Below are 16,060 nucleotides of genomic sequence, written 5' to 3'. Positions count from 1 at the left end.
GGGGGGGCTTGGCGCGCGCTTCAGGGCGCGGGCGGTCGAGGCACGGGCACGTGCCCGCCGATGTCGCGCGCAATCGTCAGCGCGATGTCGTGCAGGCGCGGCGCGATTTCCTTGCGCAGCCGTTCCTCGCTGAAGACGAAGGCCGCGCCGCCGCCGTTGAGCGCCATGATCTCGTCGCCCGGCCCGATCAGCGGCACCGAGACCGAGTTGATCTCGCGGTGGAACTCGCCGAGCGAGAGGCAGTAGCCCAGGCGCCCGGCTTCGTCGATGGCGCGCATCATGTTCGGCGCCACGCTGTCCCACTCGGCGCCGCGCATCAGGCGCAGGGAGTCGAGCAGCTTCGTGCGCTGGTCCTCGGGCATGGCCGACAGGTAGGCGCGGCCGAGCGCCGAACTCGGCAGGGGCGCGCGCGAGCCGACGTCGAGCCGGGCCGAGAGCATCGACGAGCGCGGACGGCAGGCCTCGATCAGCACCATCTCCATGCCGTCGCGCACCGCGAGGTAGACCGAGGCGCCGACCTCCTCGGCCAGGGCGCGCATGCTGGGCCGCGCGGCGGCGCGCACATCCAGGCTGCCCAGGAACACGCGCGCCAGGGACACCACGCCGGGCCCGAGCATGAAGCGGTCGGGCGTCGGCGAGGTCTTGAGCATGCCCATCGACAGCAGCGTCGCGACCAGCCGGTTGACGGTCGGCCGCGGGATGCCGGTCATGCGCGCGACTTCGGCGTGGCCGAGCACCGGCAGGTCCTCGCTGAAGCAGCGCAGCACCGAGATGCCGCGCTCCAGCGCGCTGACGGTGTCGGAGCGGTCGTTGCCGTTGGAGGAGAGATCGTGTTTTTCGGCTGTCATGGGGGCACCCTTGAAAAGAGCTCCCAATGTAGAGGCTTGCGATGCGCTCGCGCTCCGGCTCATGGCGCGGGTCTCAGGCGTTCGCGCCGGCGGTTGCCGGCAGCTCCGGCAACGCCGCGTCCGCGCGCGGACGCAGGTAGACGCCCTGTTCCAGCAGCGCCGCCTGCAGCGCGTCGATGTCGACGGCGCGCGGCGCGATGCCCTGCCGCGAGGCGATGGCCGCCGCGACGCCCGCGGCCTGGCCGGTGATCCAGCACTGCGGGATCTCGCGCATGAAGCCGTGCGAGTTGCGATCGCAGGAGATGTGCCGGCCGCAGGCCAGCAGGCCGTCGAGCTGCTGCGGCACCAGCGCGCCGTAGGGAATCGAGATGTTGGGAAACTTGGGCGAGACCGCCGGCGTGACGCCCACCTCGTCGGCCAGCGCGACGCCGTCGGACCACTGGCTGCGCAGCACCGCGCCGACCCCGGTCAGGCGCCGCGCATGGCGCACGCCGATCTGCGGCGCGCTGAGCATCATGAAGGCGTTCTCGAAGCCCGGCGCATGGGCGCGGTAATAGTCCAGGTGCGCCGCCATTGCGCGGTGCGAGCGCACTTCGACGGCCGTGAGGTCGTCCACGTCGAGCGCCGAATAGCCGGACTGGCGCGGGCCCATGAACAGCGCGACCTCGTTGCGCCAGGAGACGAAGGGCCGCTCGAACAGGCCGAGCTGCTCGCGCCCGCGCGCCATGAAGGCGCTGAACTGCTCGGGCTGGCCGGCCTTGAAGGCGATCCAGCGGTTCATGTCCACGCCGCCGAACAGCCAGGAGGTGTTCATGCAGTGGTGGACATCGGCTTCCTCGATGTCGTTGACGAAGGCGGCACCGGCGCGCGCGAACAGGTCGCCGTCGCCCGTCGCGTCGACCACCACGTCGGCCATGATGGCCATGCGGCCTTCCTTGCTCTCGAACACCACGCCCTTGACCACGCCGTCCTGCACGATCGGGATGGCCGCCCACGAGTGATAGATCAGCTTGACCTTGCGCTCCAGCACGATCTCCTGCGACAGCAGCTTGAGCCGCTCCGGGTCGATGGTGGGCGACCATGTGACCACGCCGTGATAGGCGGCGGTGCGCTGCGACCAGTGCGCGGCCTTGCCCGCGTCCTGCGAGCCCCAGTCCTCGCGCGCCGGGCCCGCGATGGCGTCGGCCGGCAGGCGGTCGAACAGTTCCTCGGCGAAGCCGCGGATGACCAGCTTGCCTTCCCAGTCCGTCATGCGGTCGATCCAGATCACCAGGCCGCCGGTGGAAAGCCCGCCCAGGTGGTTGTAGCGCTCCAGCAGCGCCACGTCGGCGCCCTGGCGCGCGGCGGCCGCGGCGGCCGCGGTGCCCGAAGGGCCGCCACCGACCACCAGCACGCCGCAGCGGTGGTAGACAGGGATGTCCTTGCCCGGCTCCGACCACAGGCCGTGATCGGGCCGCTTGACGCGGCTGTCGCGGTCGAAAATGTCGGAGGAAAGGATGCGCTCGTCAGTGCGGACGACAGTTTTCATGGATTCGGTTTGCTGGGTTGCTTGATCGTTATTTTGGACTTGATGTCCATTTAGTCAACAAATTAATACGGTATCTAGGGTAATCCCTGTCAATCTGATTGCATTAATGAGTCGATAGTCCATAAAACACAGACAGATTGGAGACGACTCATGCCCCTTCGCCGCTTCGGACGACTTTCCCGCCGCCTTCTCGCCCTGTCCGCGGGCCTGTTGCTGCTCGGCCTTGCGCCGCTGGCCGCGGCCCAGGATTTCCCGCCCAAGGGCAAGCCCATCCGCATCGTCGTGGGCTTCACCGCCGGCGGCGGCACCGACGGGCAGGCGCGCGTGGTCGCGCAGAAGCTGGGCGACCTGCTGGGCGTCAGCGTGATCGTGGAGAACCGGCCCGGCGCCAGCACGATGCTGGCGGCGTCCGAGGTCGCCCGCTCCGCGCCGGACGGCTCCACGCTGCTTTACGCGCCCTCGTCGACCATGGCGCAGAACCCGCACACGTTCGCGAAGGTGCCTTACGACCCGTTCAAGGACTTCACGCCCGTGTCGATGGGCGGGCGGGGCCCGCTGGTGCTGCTGGTGAGCAACTCGGTGCCGGCCAACAACGTGGCCGAGCTGGTGAGCTACGTGAAGGCCCATCCCGGCCAGGTCAGCTACGCCTCCTTCGGCACCGGCACGTCGTCCCACATCTACGGCGAGGCCTTCCTCAAGAGGACGGGCATCGACGCCGTGCACGTGCCCTACAAGGGTGGCTCGGATGCCGCGAAGGACCTGATCGGCGCGCGCGTGGAGTACATGTTCGATTCGGCCTCGTCGGCCCTCATCACCCTGGCTTCGGGCAAGGTCAAGATCATCGCCGTTGCCGCCGGGGCGCGCATCCCGGCGCTGCCCGATGTGCCCACCTTCAAGGAGCAGGGCGTGTCGGGCCTCGACCTGCCGAGCTGGCTCGGCTTCTACGCGCCGGCGAACATGCCCGCGCCCGTGCTCGCGAAGCTCAACGCGGCGCTGGTGCAGGTGCTGGCCATGCCGCAGGTGCGCGAGTTCTATCGCAACGGCGGCTATGAGGCGGGCGGCAGCACGCCGAAGGAGTTCGCGAACATCACGCGCGCGACCTACGACAAGTGGGGCGAGATGGTGAAGCAGGTCGGGTTGGCGAAGCAATGAGCGGCGGCGTTCTCGACATCGGGCGCCGACGCGCCCTCGCATGGCTGGCGTCTGCCGGCGCGGGTGCCGCGGGCAGCGCGGCCCTCGCGCCGCTTGCCGCGTTCGCCGCGCCCGCGGCCTTCCCCGAGAAGGGCCGCCCCGTGCGCATCGTGCTCGGCCTCGCGGCGGGCGGCGCCTCGGACACGCAGGCGCGCTACGTCGCCAGGCAACTGGCCGAGGTGCTGCAGACGCCGGTCATCGTGGAGAACCGGCCCGGCGCCAGCTTCATCCTGGCCGCCGAGGAGGTGATCCGTGCCGCGCCCGATGGCTACACGATGATGTACGCGCCCTCGTCGGTGGTGGCCCAGAACCCGCAGACGCTCGCGCAGGTGCGCTACGACCCGTTCAAGGACTTCACGCCGATCTCGCTCGGCGCGCGCGGGCCGCTGGTCCTGACGGTGCACGTGAGCGTGCCGGCGAAGACAGTGCAGGAGCTCGTCGCCTACATCAAGGCCAACCCCGGCAAGCTGAGCTATGCCTCCTTCGGCACCGGGACTTCGTCGCACATCTACGGCGAGGCCTTCGCGCGCCAGGCGGGGCTGGACGTGGTGCATGTGCCGTACAAGGGCGGCGCCGACGCGGCGAAGGATTTCCTGGCGGGCCGCGTGCAGTACTACTTCGACGCCGCACCCAATGCCATCCAGAACACGGCCACCGGCAAGGTCCGCATGCTCGCCGTGGCCGCGCCGAAGAGGAGCCCGATGCTGCCGGACGTGCCGACGATGACCGAGCAGGGCGTCAGCGGCGTGGACATGCCGAGCTGGCTCGGCTTCTTCGGCCCGGCGCACATGCCCGCGCCGGTGGTCGCCCGGTTGAACGAGGCCCTTGCCACGGTGCTGGCGATGCCCGCCACGCGCGACTTCTTCCGCCAGGGGGCCTACGAGGCCGAGTCCTCGACGCCGCAGCAGCTGGCCGATCTCACGCGCTCGACCTACGACCAGTGGGGCGGGATCATCCGCCAGCTCGGCCTGGTCAGGCAGTAGCCGGCCGCGGCGGCCTCAGGCCGCGCTCTCGAGCAGCTCGATGATTTCCTCGGGGCCCTTGAACCTGCGTGGATTGCTGTGGGTCCAGCGATCCAGCAGCGCGTTCTTCGCGACGAGCGGGAAATCCTCGCGCTTCACGCCCACCTTGTGGAGGCGGTCGGGCATTTCCAGATCGGCGATGAGCTCGGCCACGAGCTCGGCCGCTTCGCGGGCGCCGTCGCCCAGGGCTTCGCTGATCTGCTTCTGCTTGTCCGCCGTCACCGGCTTGTTGAAGCGAAGCACGGCCGGCAGCGTCACGCAGGTGCAGTGGCCGTGCGGCACGTGGAAAGTGCCGGCCAGCACATGGCCGATGCCATGGCTGGCCCCCATCGGCACCAGCGACCACATGCCCATCTGCGACAGCCACATGCCGGACTGCGCGTCGGCGCGTGCCTCCAGGTCGCCGGGGTCCTTCTTCGTCCGCTTCAGCGCGCCGGGCAGCAGCCGCAGCGCCTGCATGGAGGTGCCGTCGACGAAGGGACTGCCGTAGGGCGAATACGAGGACTCGACGGCGTGGTCCACCGAGCGCATGCCGGTCGAGAGCCAGAGGTCCAGCGGCGTGTGCAGCGTCAATGCGGGATCGAACACCACCGTGCGCGGGATCATGAGCGGGTTGCGGATGCTCTGCTTGAGCTTCCTGACCGGATCGTTCGAGCCGCCGCTCTGGTGGAACTCGCCGCCCGACAGCGTCGTCGGCACGGCGATCTGGCGCACCTTCGGCCCCCGGAACACCGGCGCCTCGACGACGCCGGTGACCGGATCCGTCTTGAGCCGGAAAGGCTCGAACTGGTCGAGCTCCGTGATGTTGTGCTCCAGGCACAGCTGGACATTCTTTCCGGCATCGGTGATCGAGCCGCCGCCGACCGTCACGATCAGGTCGGCATCCGCCGCGCGCGCCACGGCCGCCGCGCGCAACACGGCATCGCGGGGGATGTGCGCGGGAATGTCGTCGTAGATCGCGGCAAAGTTCGAACCCAGCGCATCGCGCAGCTTGCGGATCTCGTCGGTCTTGTTGTTCAGCGTGTTGCTGACCAGGAGAAACACGCGCTTCGCGCCGAGGCGTTCGACCTCTTCGAGGACGACTTCCACGAAGGGCCGGCCGAAGAAGACGCGCTCCATCGGTGGAATGCTGAATGAACCTTTTCTCATGCGGATCCTTGGGATAAGTAGTGCCGGGACCTCCGGCGAAGGAAGGAGAGGGGTCAGGCGACGGGCGCCGCGTCCGTGGCGGCCATCTCGGCGGCCAGGGCCTTCAGGCCGGCGCGGCGAAGCTTGCCGCTGGCCATGGCCGGCAAGGCTTCCATGAAGACGATCTGGGAGGGCTTCTTGTACGCGGAGAGCCGGTCCTTCACGAAGGCCAGGAGCTCGCTGCTGTCGAGCCGGGCGCCGGGCCTGAGCTGGACGAAGGCGACGACCTCTTCATTGCGCTCCACCTCCCGCCCCACGACCACCGATTGCTCGACGGCCGGGTGCGCGTTGATCGCGGCTTCGACCTCGGCCGGGTACACGTTGAATCCCGAGCGGATGATGATGTCCTTGATGCGCCCGACCAGGAACACGTTGCCGTCCGGGTCCCGCCGGGCGAGGTCCCCGGTGCGCAGCCAGGGCCCGCTCATCGCGGCCCGCGTCGCGGCCTCGTCGTGGAAATAGCCCTTCATCACGCCCGGCCCGCTCGCCCACAATTCGCCCGGCGCGCCGGCGGCCATGTCGGCGCCGTTCTCGTCCACGATCCGCACGCTGACGCCCGGAATCGCCGGCCCCACGGAGGCGTCCGAACGGCGCTCGCCATAGCGCGAGTGGCAGAGGGTCGGCGAGCACTCGGTCATGCCGTAGCCGTTGTGCAGCGGGAGCCGGAACAGCGCCTCCACCTCGTCCTTGAGGGTCGGGTCCAGCGGCGAGCCACCCGCATAGATGTAGCGCAGCTTGCCGGTGTCGAGCCTGCGCCGGTGCCGCTGGAGGTAGTTGAGGAGCGAGGAATACATGGCCTGCACGCCCTGGAACAGGGTGATGCCCTCTTCCTCGATCGCGTGCACCAGCGCGTCCACCTCGAACCTCGGCTGCAGGACGACAGCGCCGCCCGCGACCAGGGTGCTGAGCATGACGCTGGTCAGCCCCATGGTGTGCGACATCGGCAGCACGGCATAGCTGCGGTCGGCCGCCGACAGCTGGCGGTACGCCGCCATGGTCGTTGCCACGAAGAGCAGGCCCTCGTGCGTCAGCATCACGCCCTTGGGCTTGCCGGTGGTGCCCGAGGTGTAGATCAGCGCGGCCACGTCCTCGTGGCCCGGTTCCACCGCCACGGGCTCGGGCGCGACGACGATGCGGGCGCTTCCGGCCGCGCCGCAGTTGACCGGCATCGCGCCGCGGCGCAGACCATGCAGCACCGCATCCTTGAAGCCGGCATCGAGATAGATCTCGGCCTGCGGCTGCGCGTGCGCCGCGATGGCGTCGACCTCCTCGGCGGACAGGCGCGCATTGACGAGGATGAAGGCGGCGCCGAGCGCGCTTGCGGCGAAGAGGAAATACACCGCGCCGGCGCAGTTCTCGGCCACGATCATCACGCGGTGGCCCGCCGTCACGCCGGCGCCGGCGAGCGCCGCCTTCGCGTGGTGAATGGCTCGTTGCAGATCGGCGTAGGAGATCGACGCACCCCGCTCGAACAAGGCCGGCGCATCCGGCGCGATGCCGGCCCAGTAGGCCGGGATCTGCCCGATGCGGGTGAAGCGCTCTTCGTCGGCCGCGCGGCTGGGGGTATTCATGAGGGTTTGTCTCCTGGGGATGGGGGCTAGGCGGCCGAGGTCGCTGCCTCGACGTTTCTCACCATGTTGAGCAGGCGCGGTCCCCATTTCTCGTGGAGATCCGACGGCGTCAGCTGGAACGAGGGGCCGCAGCAGTTGAAGCCGAGGACCGCCGTGCCGTCCGGCGAGCGGTAGGGCACGCCCACGGCGTTGACGTCGGTCTGCCACTCGCCGATGGACACGCAGAAGCCAAGCTCTTCAAAGGACTTGAGGCCGGCGTGCAGCGCGGACTTGATCTGCTTGAATTCGGACGGCGCGCGCTGCGCCAGTTCCGCATGGAGCGTCTCGCGCTCGGCTTCCGTCAGGCCGCAGTAGTAGGCGCGGCCCAGGGCGGAGGTTGCCAGGGGCACCCTGGAACCGATGTTGAGGCGGAAGTTCTGGTTGGCGGCGCTGGCCGCGTTCTCGACATAGAGCATGGTGTGCCGGTCGCGCGAGCCCATGCCGACCGAGGCGGAGCAGCTCTCGGCAAGCTCGCGCATGAAGGGCCTCGCGATCTGTCGCACGGGCATGGCGCCCAGCACCGAGAAGCCCAGCGAAATGACCCGCGCGCCGAGATAGAACTTGCCCGGGCCCTCGGCGTATTCGAGGTAGCCGTTGGCCTGCAGCGTGTAGGCCAGCCGCGAGACGGTCGCCTTCGGCAGGCCCGAGCGCTCCACCAGGTCCTGGACGCTCAGGAAGCGCTCCGAGGAGCGGAAGCAGTCCAGCAGCATCAGGCCGCGCGCCAGCGCCGAGACCTGATCGCGCTCGCCCTCCTCGGCTTCCGGCGCACCCGCGGGCTTTTGTGTGCTCATGTCGGCTGATCCTTAAAAATGGAACATGTGGACCATTGTATTGCGGGTTCTGGCTTTCGCAAGTCCAGTCGATGCCAAAAATGGAGGGTTGCTGTGGTGATTGACAAAACGACAAGCTCGAAGAATACTAAAAATGAAACGATTGTTCCGATAATTCGCCGTCAAACGGCCCCGTGCTCTCGAAAGGTCAGCAGATGGCTCAGTTTTCAACTTCAGTCACCGAGTTGTTCGGCACGCGCCTGCCCATCGTGGCGGGCGGTCTGCAATGGCTCGCCAACGCCGATTACGTGGCGGCGGCGGCGCGCGCCGGCGTCATGGGCTTCATCACGGCGGCCAGCCACGCGAGCGTGGCCGGCTTGCGCGACGAGATCGCGCGTTGCCAGGACCTGGCCGGCGGCCTGCCCTTCGGCGTGAACGTGTCGATGCTGCCGGCGCCCGCGCCGGGCGAGCGCGTGCTGGAAACCTTCGAGGAAGTCATCCGCGCCGGCGTTCGCTTCGTCGAGACCTCCGGCCGGAACCCGGAGCCCTACCTGCCTCTGCTGCACGAGGCCGGCATCAAGGTGCTGCACAAGGCGCCCTCGCTTCGGCATGCGGTCAAGGCCCAGGCCATCGGCGTGGATGCGGTGTCGGTGGTCGGCGCCGAGTGCGGCGGCCATCCGGGCGTCGACCTCATCGGGACGATGGTGCAGGGCGCGCTGGTCGGGCGCCGCATGCACATCCCCGTGCTCCTCGGCGGCGGCATCGGCCTGGGCGCCCAGGTCATCGCGGCCCTGGCGCTGGGCGTGGACGGCGTGACGATCGGCACGCGCTTTCTCGTGGCCGAGGAGATCTGGGCCCACCGCGACTACAAGGAAACGCTGGTGCGTTCGAAGGAAACGGACACGGCCTTGATCATGCAGAGCGTGCGCAACACGGTGCGCGCCTTCCGCAACCGGTCCACCGACACGGTCCAGGAACTCGAGCGCGCCAACGCCGGCGACTTCGAGGCGCTGCGCCCGCACGTGACGGGCGCGCTGGGGCGCAAGGTCTACGAGACGGGCGACTCGAGCGTGGGCACCTTGTCGCTGGGGCAGGCGGTGGCCTTCGCGGATCGCATCGAGCCCCTGGCCGACATCGTGGGCCGCATCGAGCGCGAGATGCGCGAAGCGCTGGCCGGACTTCATCGCTTCCAGGCACCCGCGAGCCGGCCCCAGCCCGGCCTGCGCGAGGCGGCCTGACCGCGCCCGCCGAACCCTCAACCATCGCCCTCGCCAAGGGGCAGGAGACGAATCCATGACACATCACCTGAATCGCAGAGCGCTCATGCTCGCCGCGTCGCTCGCCGCCGCCTCGTTCGGCCTGGCGGCCCTTCCGGCGCGAGCGGAGTATCCGGACAAGCCCCTCAAGCTGGTCATTCCATTTCCGCCCGGCGGGATCACCGACGTCATCGGACGCAACCTGGCGCACCACGCGCAGCAGGCGATGGGCCAACCCATGATCGTCGACAACCGCCCCGGCGGCGGCGGTGTCATCGCCACCGACGTCGTCGCGAAGTCGGCGCCCGATGGCGCCACGATCCTGCTGGCGGCGATCGGCCAGGCGGTCGTGAATCCCTATCTGCTGAAGAAGCTGCCCTATGACCCCAAGGCCGACCTCACGCCCGTCTCGCTGATTGCGCAGGGCCCGAACGTGCTCGTGGTCAACGCCGCCAGCCCCTACAAGACACTGGGCGACCTGCTCGCCGATGCGAAGAAGACGCCCGGCGCGCTGACCTTCGGCTCCTACGGCAACGGTTCCTCGCCCCACCTCGCGGCGGCGCTTCTCACGGAGCGCACCGGTGCCAGGTTCACGCACATCCCCTACAAGGGCGCGGCGCCCGCCATGAACGACCTGCTGGGCGGCCAGACCAGCTTCATGTTCGACAGCCTCATCACATCGCTGCCGCAGCTCAAGGCCGGCAAGCTGCGCGCGCTGGCCGTGACATCCGCGGCTCGCAATGCCTTGATCCCCAGCGTTCCGACCTTCGCCGAGGCGGGCGTCGACGACTTCACCATGCTCGCCTGGTACGGCATCTTCGCGCAGGGCAAGACGCCGCCGGCCATCGTCGATCGGCTGAACAAGGAGATCGTCGAGTTCGCGGCCACGCCCGCGGCCCGCAAGCAGTTCGCCGACCAGGGCCTGGAGCTGATCTCCGATTCCCCGGGCGAGTACGCGAAGTTCCTGGCGGCGGAAGACAGGAAGTGGAGCGCGGTCATCAAGCGCGCCAACATCACCATCGACTGAATTCCATGCGCACGACATCCGCTGGCGCCAAGGCGCACATCGAGGTCGCATGCATCCAGGTGCTGGACGATTTCATGGAAGCGCTCAATGCCCATGACGCGGCGGCCATGGACCGGACCATGCATTTCCCCCATTACCGTTTCGCCGGCGGAAGCACCACCGTCTACGAGGCGCCCGGCAGCAATCCGATGGATCTCTTCGCGCGCCTGCAGGCGCAGGACGATTGGTCTCACAGCCGCTGGGAGACGCGCGAGCTGGTGCAGTTCAACGACAGCAAGGCCCATGTCGCGCTGTCGTACACGCGCTTTCGAAAGGACGGCAGCGTCATCGGCGTGTACGAGTCGCTGTACGTGCTCACGCGCATCGGCGGGCAGTGGGGCATCGCGGCGCGATCCAGCTTCGGCCCCTGAGGGCCGCCTTGCTCACTGGTCGATGACGCTGGCGATGCTGATCACCTTGTATGTGCCCTCGACCAGATCCGCCACGACCAGGATCAGGTCGTGCGCGGCATGGCGCACCCGGGCGACACCGATGATGGACTTGCGTCCGTCCGGCTGCGCGAAGGACTGGCTCCATATCGGCAGGCCCGTGGGGTCGAGGGGCAGCAGCGCGGCCTCCAGCGAAGGGTAGGGGTCCGCGCGCTGCAGGGGCGGGATGTCGGCGACCTGGCCCCGGGTGAGCCGGGTGAGGTCGTGCGTCCAGGCCAGGGGCAGGGCGGCGAGCGCTCCGTGGTCGCGGACGCGCCAGAAGCGCAACTGGGCCTCCAGCACCTGAGGGTCGACGGCGCGTGCCTCGCCCTGGCCCGGGAAGTCACGGTAGCCTCGGTCGGCGACCCACCTTCGGACCACCAGGCCGAGATCCTTCTCGGTCATCCAGGCGGTGAAGAAGTCCCGCATGAAGCCTGCTTCGAAGCCGCGCGGCAGGGCCGCCAGCCGGCTCGCGGGCAAGGGATTCAAGGACGCCGATTCGTAGTCGATGGGTTCGTAGCGCGACTGGTAGCCTGGTCCATCCGGCAGATCGATCTCGTCGAGAAACGCGGTGTCCTCGATGCCTTGCGCCTTGAACCATTGCGCCTTGTCCGTCTTGGTTCTCGCGGCCGCGAAGTCGCCCACGTCCTTTCGAAGCTTGTCGAACCCCATGGCGCATGCGCTCTTCTGCAGCTTCTGGCGGTAGCTGCACAGCGTTTCGTAGGTGGCGCCGGCCATCGCCATGGCGTCGGCGGGGTAGCTCGGTGTGAGGTCCGCATCGTGCTTTTTCCAACCTCCGCGCGCCGCCGGGTGGCCCCACGACAGCATCGGATCGCAGGCCTTCGACGGCTGCAGCGGGGAATCCGGCACGCCCTGGTGCGACCATGAATCCTGCAGCGGGTGGAGCCCCAGGCCGAATTCGATGAGGTTGTCTGCGGCCGACCCGGCGGGGCGCTCGATGCGATCCTTCACGACCCGATAGGCCTCCGGCCCGCCCGGCGGGACCGCGCGGGCCGTGGGCGGGCCCGGCACGGGGCCGTCGCTCGGGAAGTGAATCTTCTTGACGATGCGCGACATCTCCTCGTCGCGACTGAAGCAGGCGTAGCTCTTGACCATGTCGATCGCGCTCGTGGCGCGGTGGTCGTAGCGGACATCCGCCGCCGCGAGCGACTGAGCATCGTCGCGCGAGAAGCCGGCCTTCAGCGCCAGCCAGAGCGTCAGGCCGAAGTGCACGTCGTCCTCGTAGGCGCCGGCGGGCAATGCCGTCAGGAGCGAGGCCGTCAACGCGGCGGTGCAAACCCATCTCATCGATATCCCCCAGAGCGCCCGAAGAGCATGCTCCGGCATTCTGGGGGAGAAGTCACGTCGATGGGTGCAGGGTGAGCACGCGGGCTCCGCCCAGGCGCAGGTCTTGCGGCAAGCCCCGTTGTTCAAAGGCGGCTTGACCGGGTCAAGGGAGCAGGAGCGTCGATCAAACGGGCACGAGCAAGGCCGCGATCTCGAGCGCCAGCGCTGTGGCCAGCCGCTCGATGTTGTCGAGCGACACGTTGCGCTCCGCGCGTTCGACGGAGCCGACATACGACCGGTCCAAGCCCGCCACGTCGGCGAGTTGTTCCTGTGAAATCCCGCGAGCGCCGCGCTGCGCGCGGAGTTGTCTGGCCAGCACCTGCCGCGCGGGTTGATGCGCCAGTCCTTCTCTTCCAGCAATCAAGACCATGCCTCGATGTTCGCAGCGTGGCGCTGATCCCGCTCTACGAAGAACGTCGGTTCATCCGCGCCGGGTCGCAATCAACGGCCGCACATCCGGCGCCTGCACCCGCGGCCGGTGCGCCTCCACCGCCGGCAGCGCCTCGACTTCCTTCATCGTCGCCAGGCTGCGGCGCGTGAGGTCCTGGTAGGTCAGGGTGCCTTCGCGCTTCCACGCCACTTCCTGCTCGCTCAATTCGCGCAGCACCTTCGCCGGAATGCCCGCGGCCAGCGAGCGCGCGGGGATCTTCTTGCCCGCCGGCACGAAGGCGCAGGCCGCGACGATGGCCGCTTCGCCGACCTCGGCCTCGTCCATGATCACCGCGTTCATCCCCACCAGCGCATCGCGCCGCACGCGGCAGCTGTGCAGCACCGCGCCGTGGCCGATGTGGCCGTTCTCTTCGACCACCGTGTCCTGCGCCGGAAAGCCGTGGACCACGCAGGTGTCCTGCAGGTTGGAGCCGCGCTCCAGCACGATGCGCCCGAAGTCGCCGCGCAGCACCGCGCATGGGCCGACATAGCACTCGGGGCCGACGATCACGTCGCCGATCAGCACGGCCGTGGGATGCACGTAGGCGCTCGGGTCGATGACCGGCACCACGCCTTCGATCGAATAACAGGGCAAGGCAGGCTCCTTGTGTCGGGTGGGGAGGGAAGGGGTGCGGGTTTACCCGCGCCAGTTCCGACTTGCGTCGGGCAACCGCTGATCCTATGATTAACCGACCGGTCGGTCAACAATGCATGACACTCGATCCGGTCGCCACCCCCGCCCATCCTGGAGACAAAGCCTTGTCCGACGCACTCGTCCTCGCCTCGCAAGAAGGCCCGGTTCTGACGCTCACGCTGAACCGTCCCGCCGCCCTCAACAGCTTCACCGGCGCCATGCACACGGAGCTGCTCACCGCGCTCGACGCGGCCTGCGCCAACAGCGAGGTCCGCTGTCTGGTGCTGACGGGCGCCGGCCGCGGCTTCTGCGCCGGGCAGGATCTGGCCGACCCGATGGTCGCGCCCTCGCCGGCCGGCGAGCCGCCCAAGGACCTGAGCCGCGCCATCACCCAGTTCTACAAGCCGCTGGTTCAGCGCTTGAAGTCGATGCCCGTGCCGGTGATCGCAGCCGTCAACGGGGTTGCCGCCGGAGCGGGCGCCAACCTCGCGCTGAATTGCGACTTCGTGTTGGCCGCCCAGTCGGCCAGCTTCATCCAGGCTTTCGCGAAGATCGGCCTCGTCCCCGACACCGGCGGCACCTGGCTGCTGCCGCGCCTGGTCGGCCGCGCGCGCGGCCTGGGCCTGGCCATGCTGGGTGACAAGCTGAGCGCCGCGGAGGCCGAGCGCATGGGCCTGATCTGGCGATGCGTGGAAGACGCCGCGCTGACCGAGGAGACCCGCAAGCTCGCCGAGCGCCTGTCGGCGATGCCCGTGAAGGCGCTGGCCGCCACGCGCCGTGCCATCGACCGCGCCCAGCACTTCACGCTCGACCAGGCGCTCGACGAAGAAGCGACCGTCCAGGCCGGCCTGGGCCGCGCACACGACTACCTCGAAGGCGTCGCCGCCTTCTCCGCCAAGCGCCCGCCCGTCTTCACCGACCGCTGAAACCCGATCGCCCCGCCGACATGACCCCACGCAGCCCCCAGCAAACCGCCGAGTTCGTCCGCGACCGCATGTACGCGGTCGACCACGCCACCCAAGGCCTCGGCATCGAGGTGTCCGAGGTCTCGCCCGGGCACGCCAGCGCGACCATGACCGTGCGCCAGAGCATGCTCAACGGCCACCAGACCTGCCACGGCGGCTTTCTCGCGGCGCTGGCCGACACGGCCTTCGCCTTCGCCTGCAACTCGTACAACGAGCTCACGGTCGCCTCCGGCTTCTCCATCGACCTGCTCGCCCCGGCGCGCCTGGGCGACCGGCTCACCGCGCGCAGCGTGGAGGTCTCGAAGGCCGGCCGCACCGGCGTCTACGACAGCGAGATCACCAACCAGAAGGGGGAGCGCATCGCGGTGTTCCGCGGCCGCTCCTACACCCTCAAAGGCAAGCCGGCCGTCGCCGAATGACCTGACACACCAAGGCCCAAGGAGACCCACCCCATGCCCGTGAAACAACCCGCCCCCGGCGACCTGGAGCCGATCGAACGCGCGAGCCGCGACGAGATCCAGGCCCTGCAGCTGCAGCGCCTGCGCTGGTCGCTGCAGCATGCCTACGACAACGTGCCGCATTACCGCCAGGCTTTCGACGCCAAGGGCGTGCACCCCGCGGACCTCCAGCAGCTGAGCGATCTCGCGAACTTCCCCTTCACCGGCAAGAAGGACCTGCGCGACAACTACCCCTTCGGCATGCTGGCCGTGCCGCGCGCGCAGGTGGCGCGCATCCACGCCTCTTCCGGCACCACCGGCAAGCCGACGGTCGTGGGCTACACGAAGAAGGACATCGACACCTGGGCCGACCTCGTCGCGCGCTCGATCCGCGCGGCGGGCGGCCGGGCGGGGGACATGGTCCATGTGGCCTACGGCTACGGCCTCTTCACCGGCGGCCTGGGCGCCCACTACGGCGCCGAGCGCGCGGGCTGCACCGTGGTCCCGATGTCGGGCGGCCAGACCGAGAAGCAGGTGCAGCTGATCCAGGACTTCAAGCCCGACATCATCATGGTCACGCCCAGCTACATGCAGGTGATCGTCGAGGAGTTCGTGCGCCAGGGGCTGGACCCGCGCGAGACATCGCTCAAGGTCGGCATCTTCGGCGCCGAGCCCTGGACCGAGGCCATGCGCCGCGAGATCGAGGGCAAGGCCGGCATCGACGCGGTCGACATCTACGGCCTGTCCGAGGTGATGGGCCCGGGGGTGGCCAGCGAATGCATCGAGACCAAGGATGGCCCGGTGGTGTGGGAAGACCACTTCTACCCCGAGATCATCGACCCCGAGACCGGCGAGGTGCTGCCCGACGGCGCCGAGGGCGAACTGGTCTTCACCTCGCTCAGCAAGGAAGCGCTGCCCATCATCCGCTACCGCACGCGCGACCTCACGCGCCTGCTGCCGCCCACCGCGCGCTCCTTCCGCCGCATGGGCAAGATCGTCGGGCGCTCCGACGACATGCTGATCATCCGCGGCGTCAACGTGTTCCCCACGCAGATCGAGGAGATCGTCCTGCAGCACGCCAAGCTCTCGGGCCAGTACCAGATCCACGTGAGCCGCGACGGCCTGCTCGACAGCGTGCACGTGCAGTGCGAGCTGCAGCCGCAGGCGGCGCCCTCCACCAGCGCGGCCGAGATCGGCGAGATCGCGGCCTGGCTGCAACACCGCATCAAGACGCTGGTCGGCATCACGACCAGCGTGGCGGTGCTCACCCCCGACACCATTGAACGCACGCTGACGGGCAAGGCCCGGCGCGTGATCGACAAACGCCCCAAGTAAAGGAGT

General features: G+C 68.9%; 16 protein-coding genes. 8 read left to right on the top strand and 8 right to left on the bottom strand.

Features of this window, described 5'->3' with window-relative positions:
- Positions 1-20 precede the first annotated feature (20 nt).
- The gene (locus tag AC1DNF_RS20335) at positions 21-848 is read right to left on the bottom strand and encodes an IclR family transcriptional regulator (protein WP_478150422.1); all 828 of its coding nucleotides are present in this window, start codon (positions 846-848) and stop codon (positions 21-23) included.
- Between the two features lie 73 nt (positions 849-921).
- On the bottom strand, positions 922-2,376 hold the full coding sequence (locus AC1DNF_RS20330) for an FAD-dependent oxidoreductase (RefSeq protein ID WP_478150421.1): 1,455 nt from the start codon (positions 2,374-2,376) through the stop codon (positions 922-924).
- A gap of 150 nt (positions 2,377-2,526) precedes the next feature.
- Here AC1DNF_RS20330 and AC1DNF_RS20325 point away from each other — a divergent pair, with 150 nt between their 5' ends.
- Positions 2,527-3,528 carry a Bug family tripartite tricarboxylate transporter substrate binding protein gene (locus AC1DNF_RS20325; protein ID WP_478150420.1) on the top strand — a complete coding sequence of 334 codons (1,002 nt, stop codon included), beginning with the start codon at positions 2,527-2,529 and terminating at the stop codon, positions 3,526-3,528.
- Entirely contained in the window at positions 3,525-4,550 is a 1,026-nt protein-coding gene (locus tag AC1DNF_RS20320; protein WP_478150419.1) for a Bug family tripartite tricarboxylate transporter substrate binding protein, read from the top strand. The genes AC1DNF_RS20325 and AC1DNF_RS20320 overlap by 4 nt, the downstream gene beginning before the upstream one ends.
- A 15-nt stretch (positions 4,551-4,565) precedes the next feature.
- Here AC1DNF_RS20320 and AC1DNF_RS20315 read toward each other — a convergent pair whose 3' ends face one another.
- Genes AC1DNF_RS20315 through AC1DNF_RS20305 form a run of 3 tightly spaced genes read right to left on the bottom strand, consistent with a single transcriptional unit; the run spans position 4,566 to position 8,178 of the window.
- Positions 4,566-5,738, bottom strand: a complete 1,173-nt coding sequence (locus tag AC1DNF_RS20315; protein WP_478150418.1) for an iron-containing alcohol dehydrogenase — start codon at positions 5,736-5,738, stop codon at positions 4,566-4,568.
- Positions 5,739-5,791: 53 nt separating this feature from the next.
- Positions 5,792-7,348 (bottom strand): class I adenylate-forming enzyme family protein, encoded by a 1,557-nt coding sequence (locus tag AC1DNF_RS20310; protein ID WP_478150417.1) that lies wholly within the window; start codon positions 7,346-7,348, stop codon positions 5,792-5,794.
- Positions 7,349-7,374: 26 nt separating this feature from the next.
- The gene (locus tag AC1DNF_RS20305) at positions 7,375-8,178 is read right to left on the bottom strand and encodes an IclR family transcriptional regulator (protein WP_478150416.1); all 804 of its coding nucleotides are present in this window, start codon (positions 8,176-8,178) and stop codon (positions 7,375-7,377) included.
- Between the two features lie 194 nt (positions 8,179-8,372).
- Here AC1DNF_RS20305 and AC1DNF_RS20300 point away from each other — a divergent pair, with 194 nt between their 5' ends.
- Genes AC1DNF_RS20300 through AC1DNF_RS20290 form a run of 3 tightly spaced genes read left to right on the top strand, consistent with a single transcriptional unit; the run spans position 8,373 to position 10,850 of the window.
- A complete protein-coding gene (locus AC1DNF_RS20300) occupies positions 8,373-9,395 on the top strand; it encodes an NAD(P)H-dependent flavin oxidoreductase (RefSeq protein WP_478150415.1) in 1,023 nt (340 codons plus the stop codon).
- Between the two features lie 55 nt (positions 9,396-9,450).
- Complete coding sequence (locus AC1DNF_RS20295; RefSeq protein WP_478150414.1) at positions 9,451-10,440, top strand: Bug family tripartite tricarboxylate transporter substrate binding protein; 990 nt, start codon at positions 9,451-9,453, stop codon at positions 10,438-10,440.
- A 5-nt stretch (positions 10,441-10,445) separates the two neighbouring features.
- Positions 10,446-10,850, top strand: a complete 405-nt coding sequence (locus tag AC1DNF_RS20290; protein WP_478150413.1) for a hypothetical protein — start codon at positions 10,446-10,448, stop codon at positions 10,848-10,850.
- 12 nt (positions 10,851-10,862) lie between these two features.
- On the opposite strand, the gene AC1DNF_RS20285 is transcribed toward AC1DNF_RS20290, so the two are convergent.
- From AC1DNF_RS20285 to AC1DNF_RS20275, 3 genes are all read right to left on the bottom strand, one after another.
- A complete protein-coding gene (locus AC1DNF_RS20285) occupies positions 10,863-12,215 on the bottom strand; it encodes a DUF6765 family protein (RefSeq protein ID WP_478150412.1) in 1,353 nt (450 codons plus the stop codon).
- Positions 12,216-12,378: 163 nt separating this feature from the next.
- A complete protein-coding gene (locus tag AC1DNF_RS20280) occupies positions 12,379-12,618 on the bottom strand; it encodes a helix-turn-helix domain-containing protein (RefSeq protein ID WP_478150411.1) in 240 nt (79 codons plus the stop codon).
- Positions 12,619-12,675: 57 nt separating this feature from the next.
- Positions 12,676-13,278: a phenylacetic acid degradation protein PaaY gene (locus AC1DNF_RS20275; protein ID WP_478150410.1), complete on the bottom strand. Its 603-nt coding sequence runs from the start codon at positions 13,276-13,278 to the stop codon at positions 12,676-12,678.
- Positions 13,279-13,442: 164 nt separating this feature from the next.
- On the opposite strand from AC1DNF_RS20275, the gene AC1DNF_RS20270 reads away from it, so the two are divergent.
- Genes AC1DNF_RS20270 through paaK form a run of 3 tightly spaced genes read left to right on the top strand, consistent with a single transcriptional unit; the run spans position 13,443 to position 16,054 of the window.
- Positions 13,443-14,243, top strand: a complete 801-nt coding sequence (locus AC1DNF_RS20270; protein ID WP_478150409.1) for an enoyl-CoA hydratase-related protein — start codon at positions 13,443-13,445, stop codon at positions 14,241-14,243.
- A gap of 20 nt (positions 14,244-14,263) precedes the next feature.
- Positions 14,264-14,701: a hydroxyphenylacetyl-CoA thioesterase PaaI gene (paaI, locus tag AC1DNF_RS20265; RefSeq protein ID WP_478150408.1), complete on the top strand. Its 438-nt coding sequence runs from the start codon at positions 14,264-14,266 to the stop codon at positions 14,699-14,701.
- Positions 14,702-14,734: 33 nt separating this feature from the next.
- Positions 14,735-16,054 (top strand): phenylacetate--CoA ligase PaaK, encoded by a 1,320-nt coding sequence (paaK, locus tag AC1DNF_RS20260; protein ID WP_478150407.1) that lies wholly within the window; start codon positions 14,735-14,737, stop codon positions 16,052-16,054.
- Positions 16,055-16,060: the final 6 nt, after the last annotated feature.

It is taken from the genome of Variovorax sp. 01T432 (assembly GCF_056398605.1).
The sequence above is the reverse complement of the archived record's forward strand: the minus strand, read 5'-3'. Positions and strand labels throughout refer to the sequence as shown.

Coding starts and splice junctions, on each gene's coding strand:
- AC1DNF_RS20335 (WP_478150422.1), bottom strand. CDS start 848: ATGACAGCCGAAAAACACGATCTCTCCTCCAACGGCAACGACCGCTCC.
- AC1DNF_RS20330 (WP_478150421.1), bottom strand. CDS start 2,376: ATGAAAACTGTCGTCCGCACTGACGAGCGCATCCTTTCCTCCGACATT.
- AC1DNF_RS20325 (WP_478150420.1), top strand. CDS start 2,527: ATGCCCCTTCGCCGCTTCGGACGACTTTCCCGCCGCCTTCTCGCCCTG.
- AC1DNF_RS20320 (WP_478150419.1), top strand. CDS start 3,525: ATGAGCGGCGGCGTTCTCGACATCGGGCGCCGACGCGCCCTCGCATGG.
- AC1DNF_RS20315 (WP_478150418.1), bottom strand. CDS start 5,738: ATGAGAAAAGGTTCATTCAGCATTCCACCGATGGAGCGCGTCTTCTTC.
- AC1DNF_RS20310 (WP_478150417.1), bottom strand. CDS start 7,348: ATGAATACCCCCAGCCGCGCGGCCGACGAAGAGCGCTTCACCCGCATC.
- AC1DNF_RS20305 (WP_478150416.1), bottom strand. CDS start 8,178: ATGAGCACACAAAAGCCCGCGGGTGCGCCGGAAGCCGAGGAGGGCGAG.
- AC1DNF_RS20300 (WP_478150415.1), top strand. CDS start 8,373: ATGGCTCAGTTTTCAACTTCAGTCACCGAGTTGTTCGGCACGCGCCTG.
- AC1DNF_RS20295 (WP_478150414.1), top strand. CDS start 9,451: ATGACACATCACCTGAATCGCAGAGCGCTCATGCTCGCCGCGTCGCTC.
- AC1DNF_RS20290 (WP_478150413.1), top strand. CDS start 10,446: ATGCGCACGACATCCGCTGGCGCCAAGGCGCACATCGAGGTCGCATGC.
- AC1DNF_RS20285 (WP_478150412.1), bottom strand. CDS start 12,215: ATGAGATGGGTTTGCACCGCCGCGTTGACGGCCTCGCTCCTGACGGCA.
- paaI (WP_478150408.1), top strand. CDS start 14,264: ATGACCCCACGCAGCCCCCAGCAAACCGCCGAGTTCGTCCGCGACCGC.
- paaK (WP_478150407.1), top strand. CDS start 14,735: ATGCCCGTGAAACAACCCGCCCCCGGCGACCTGGAGCCGATCGAACGC.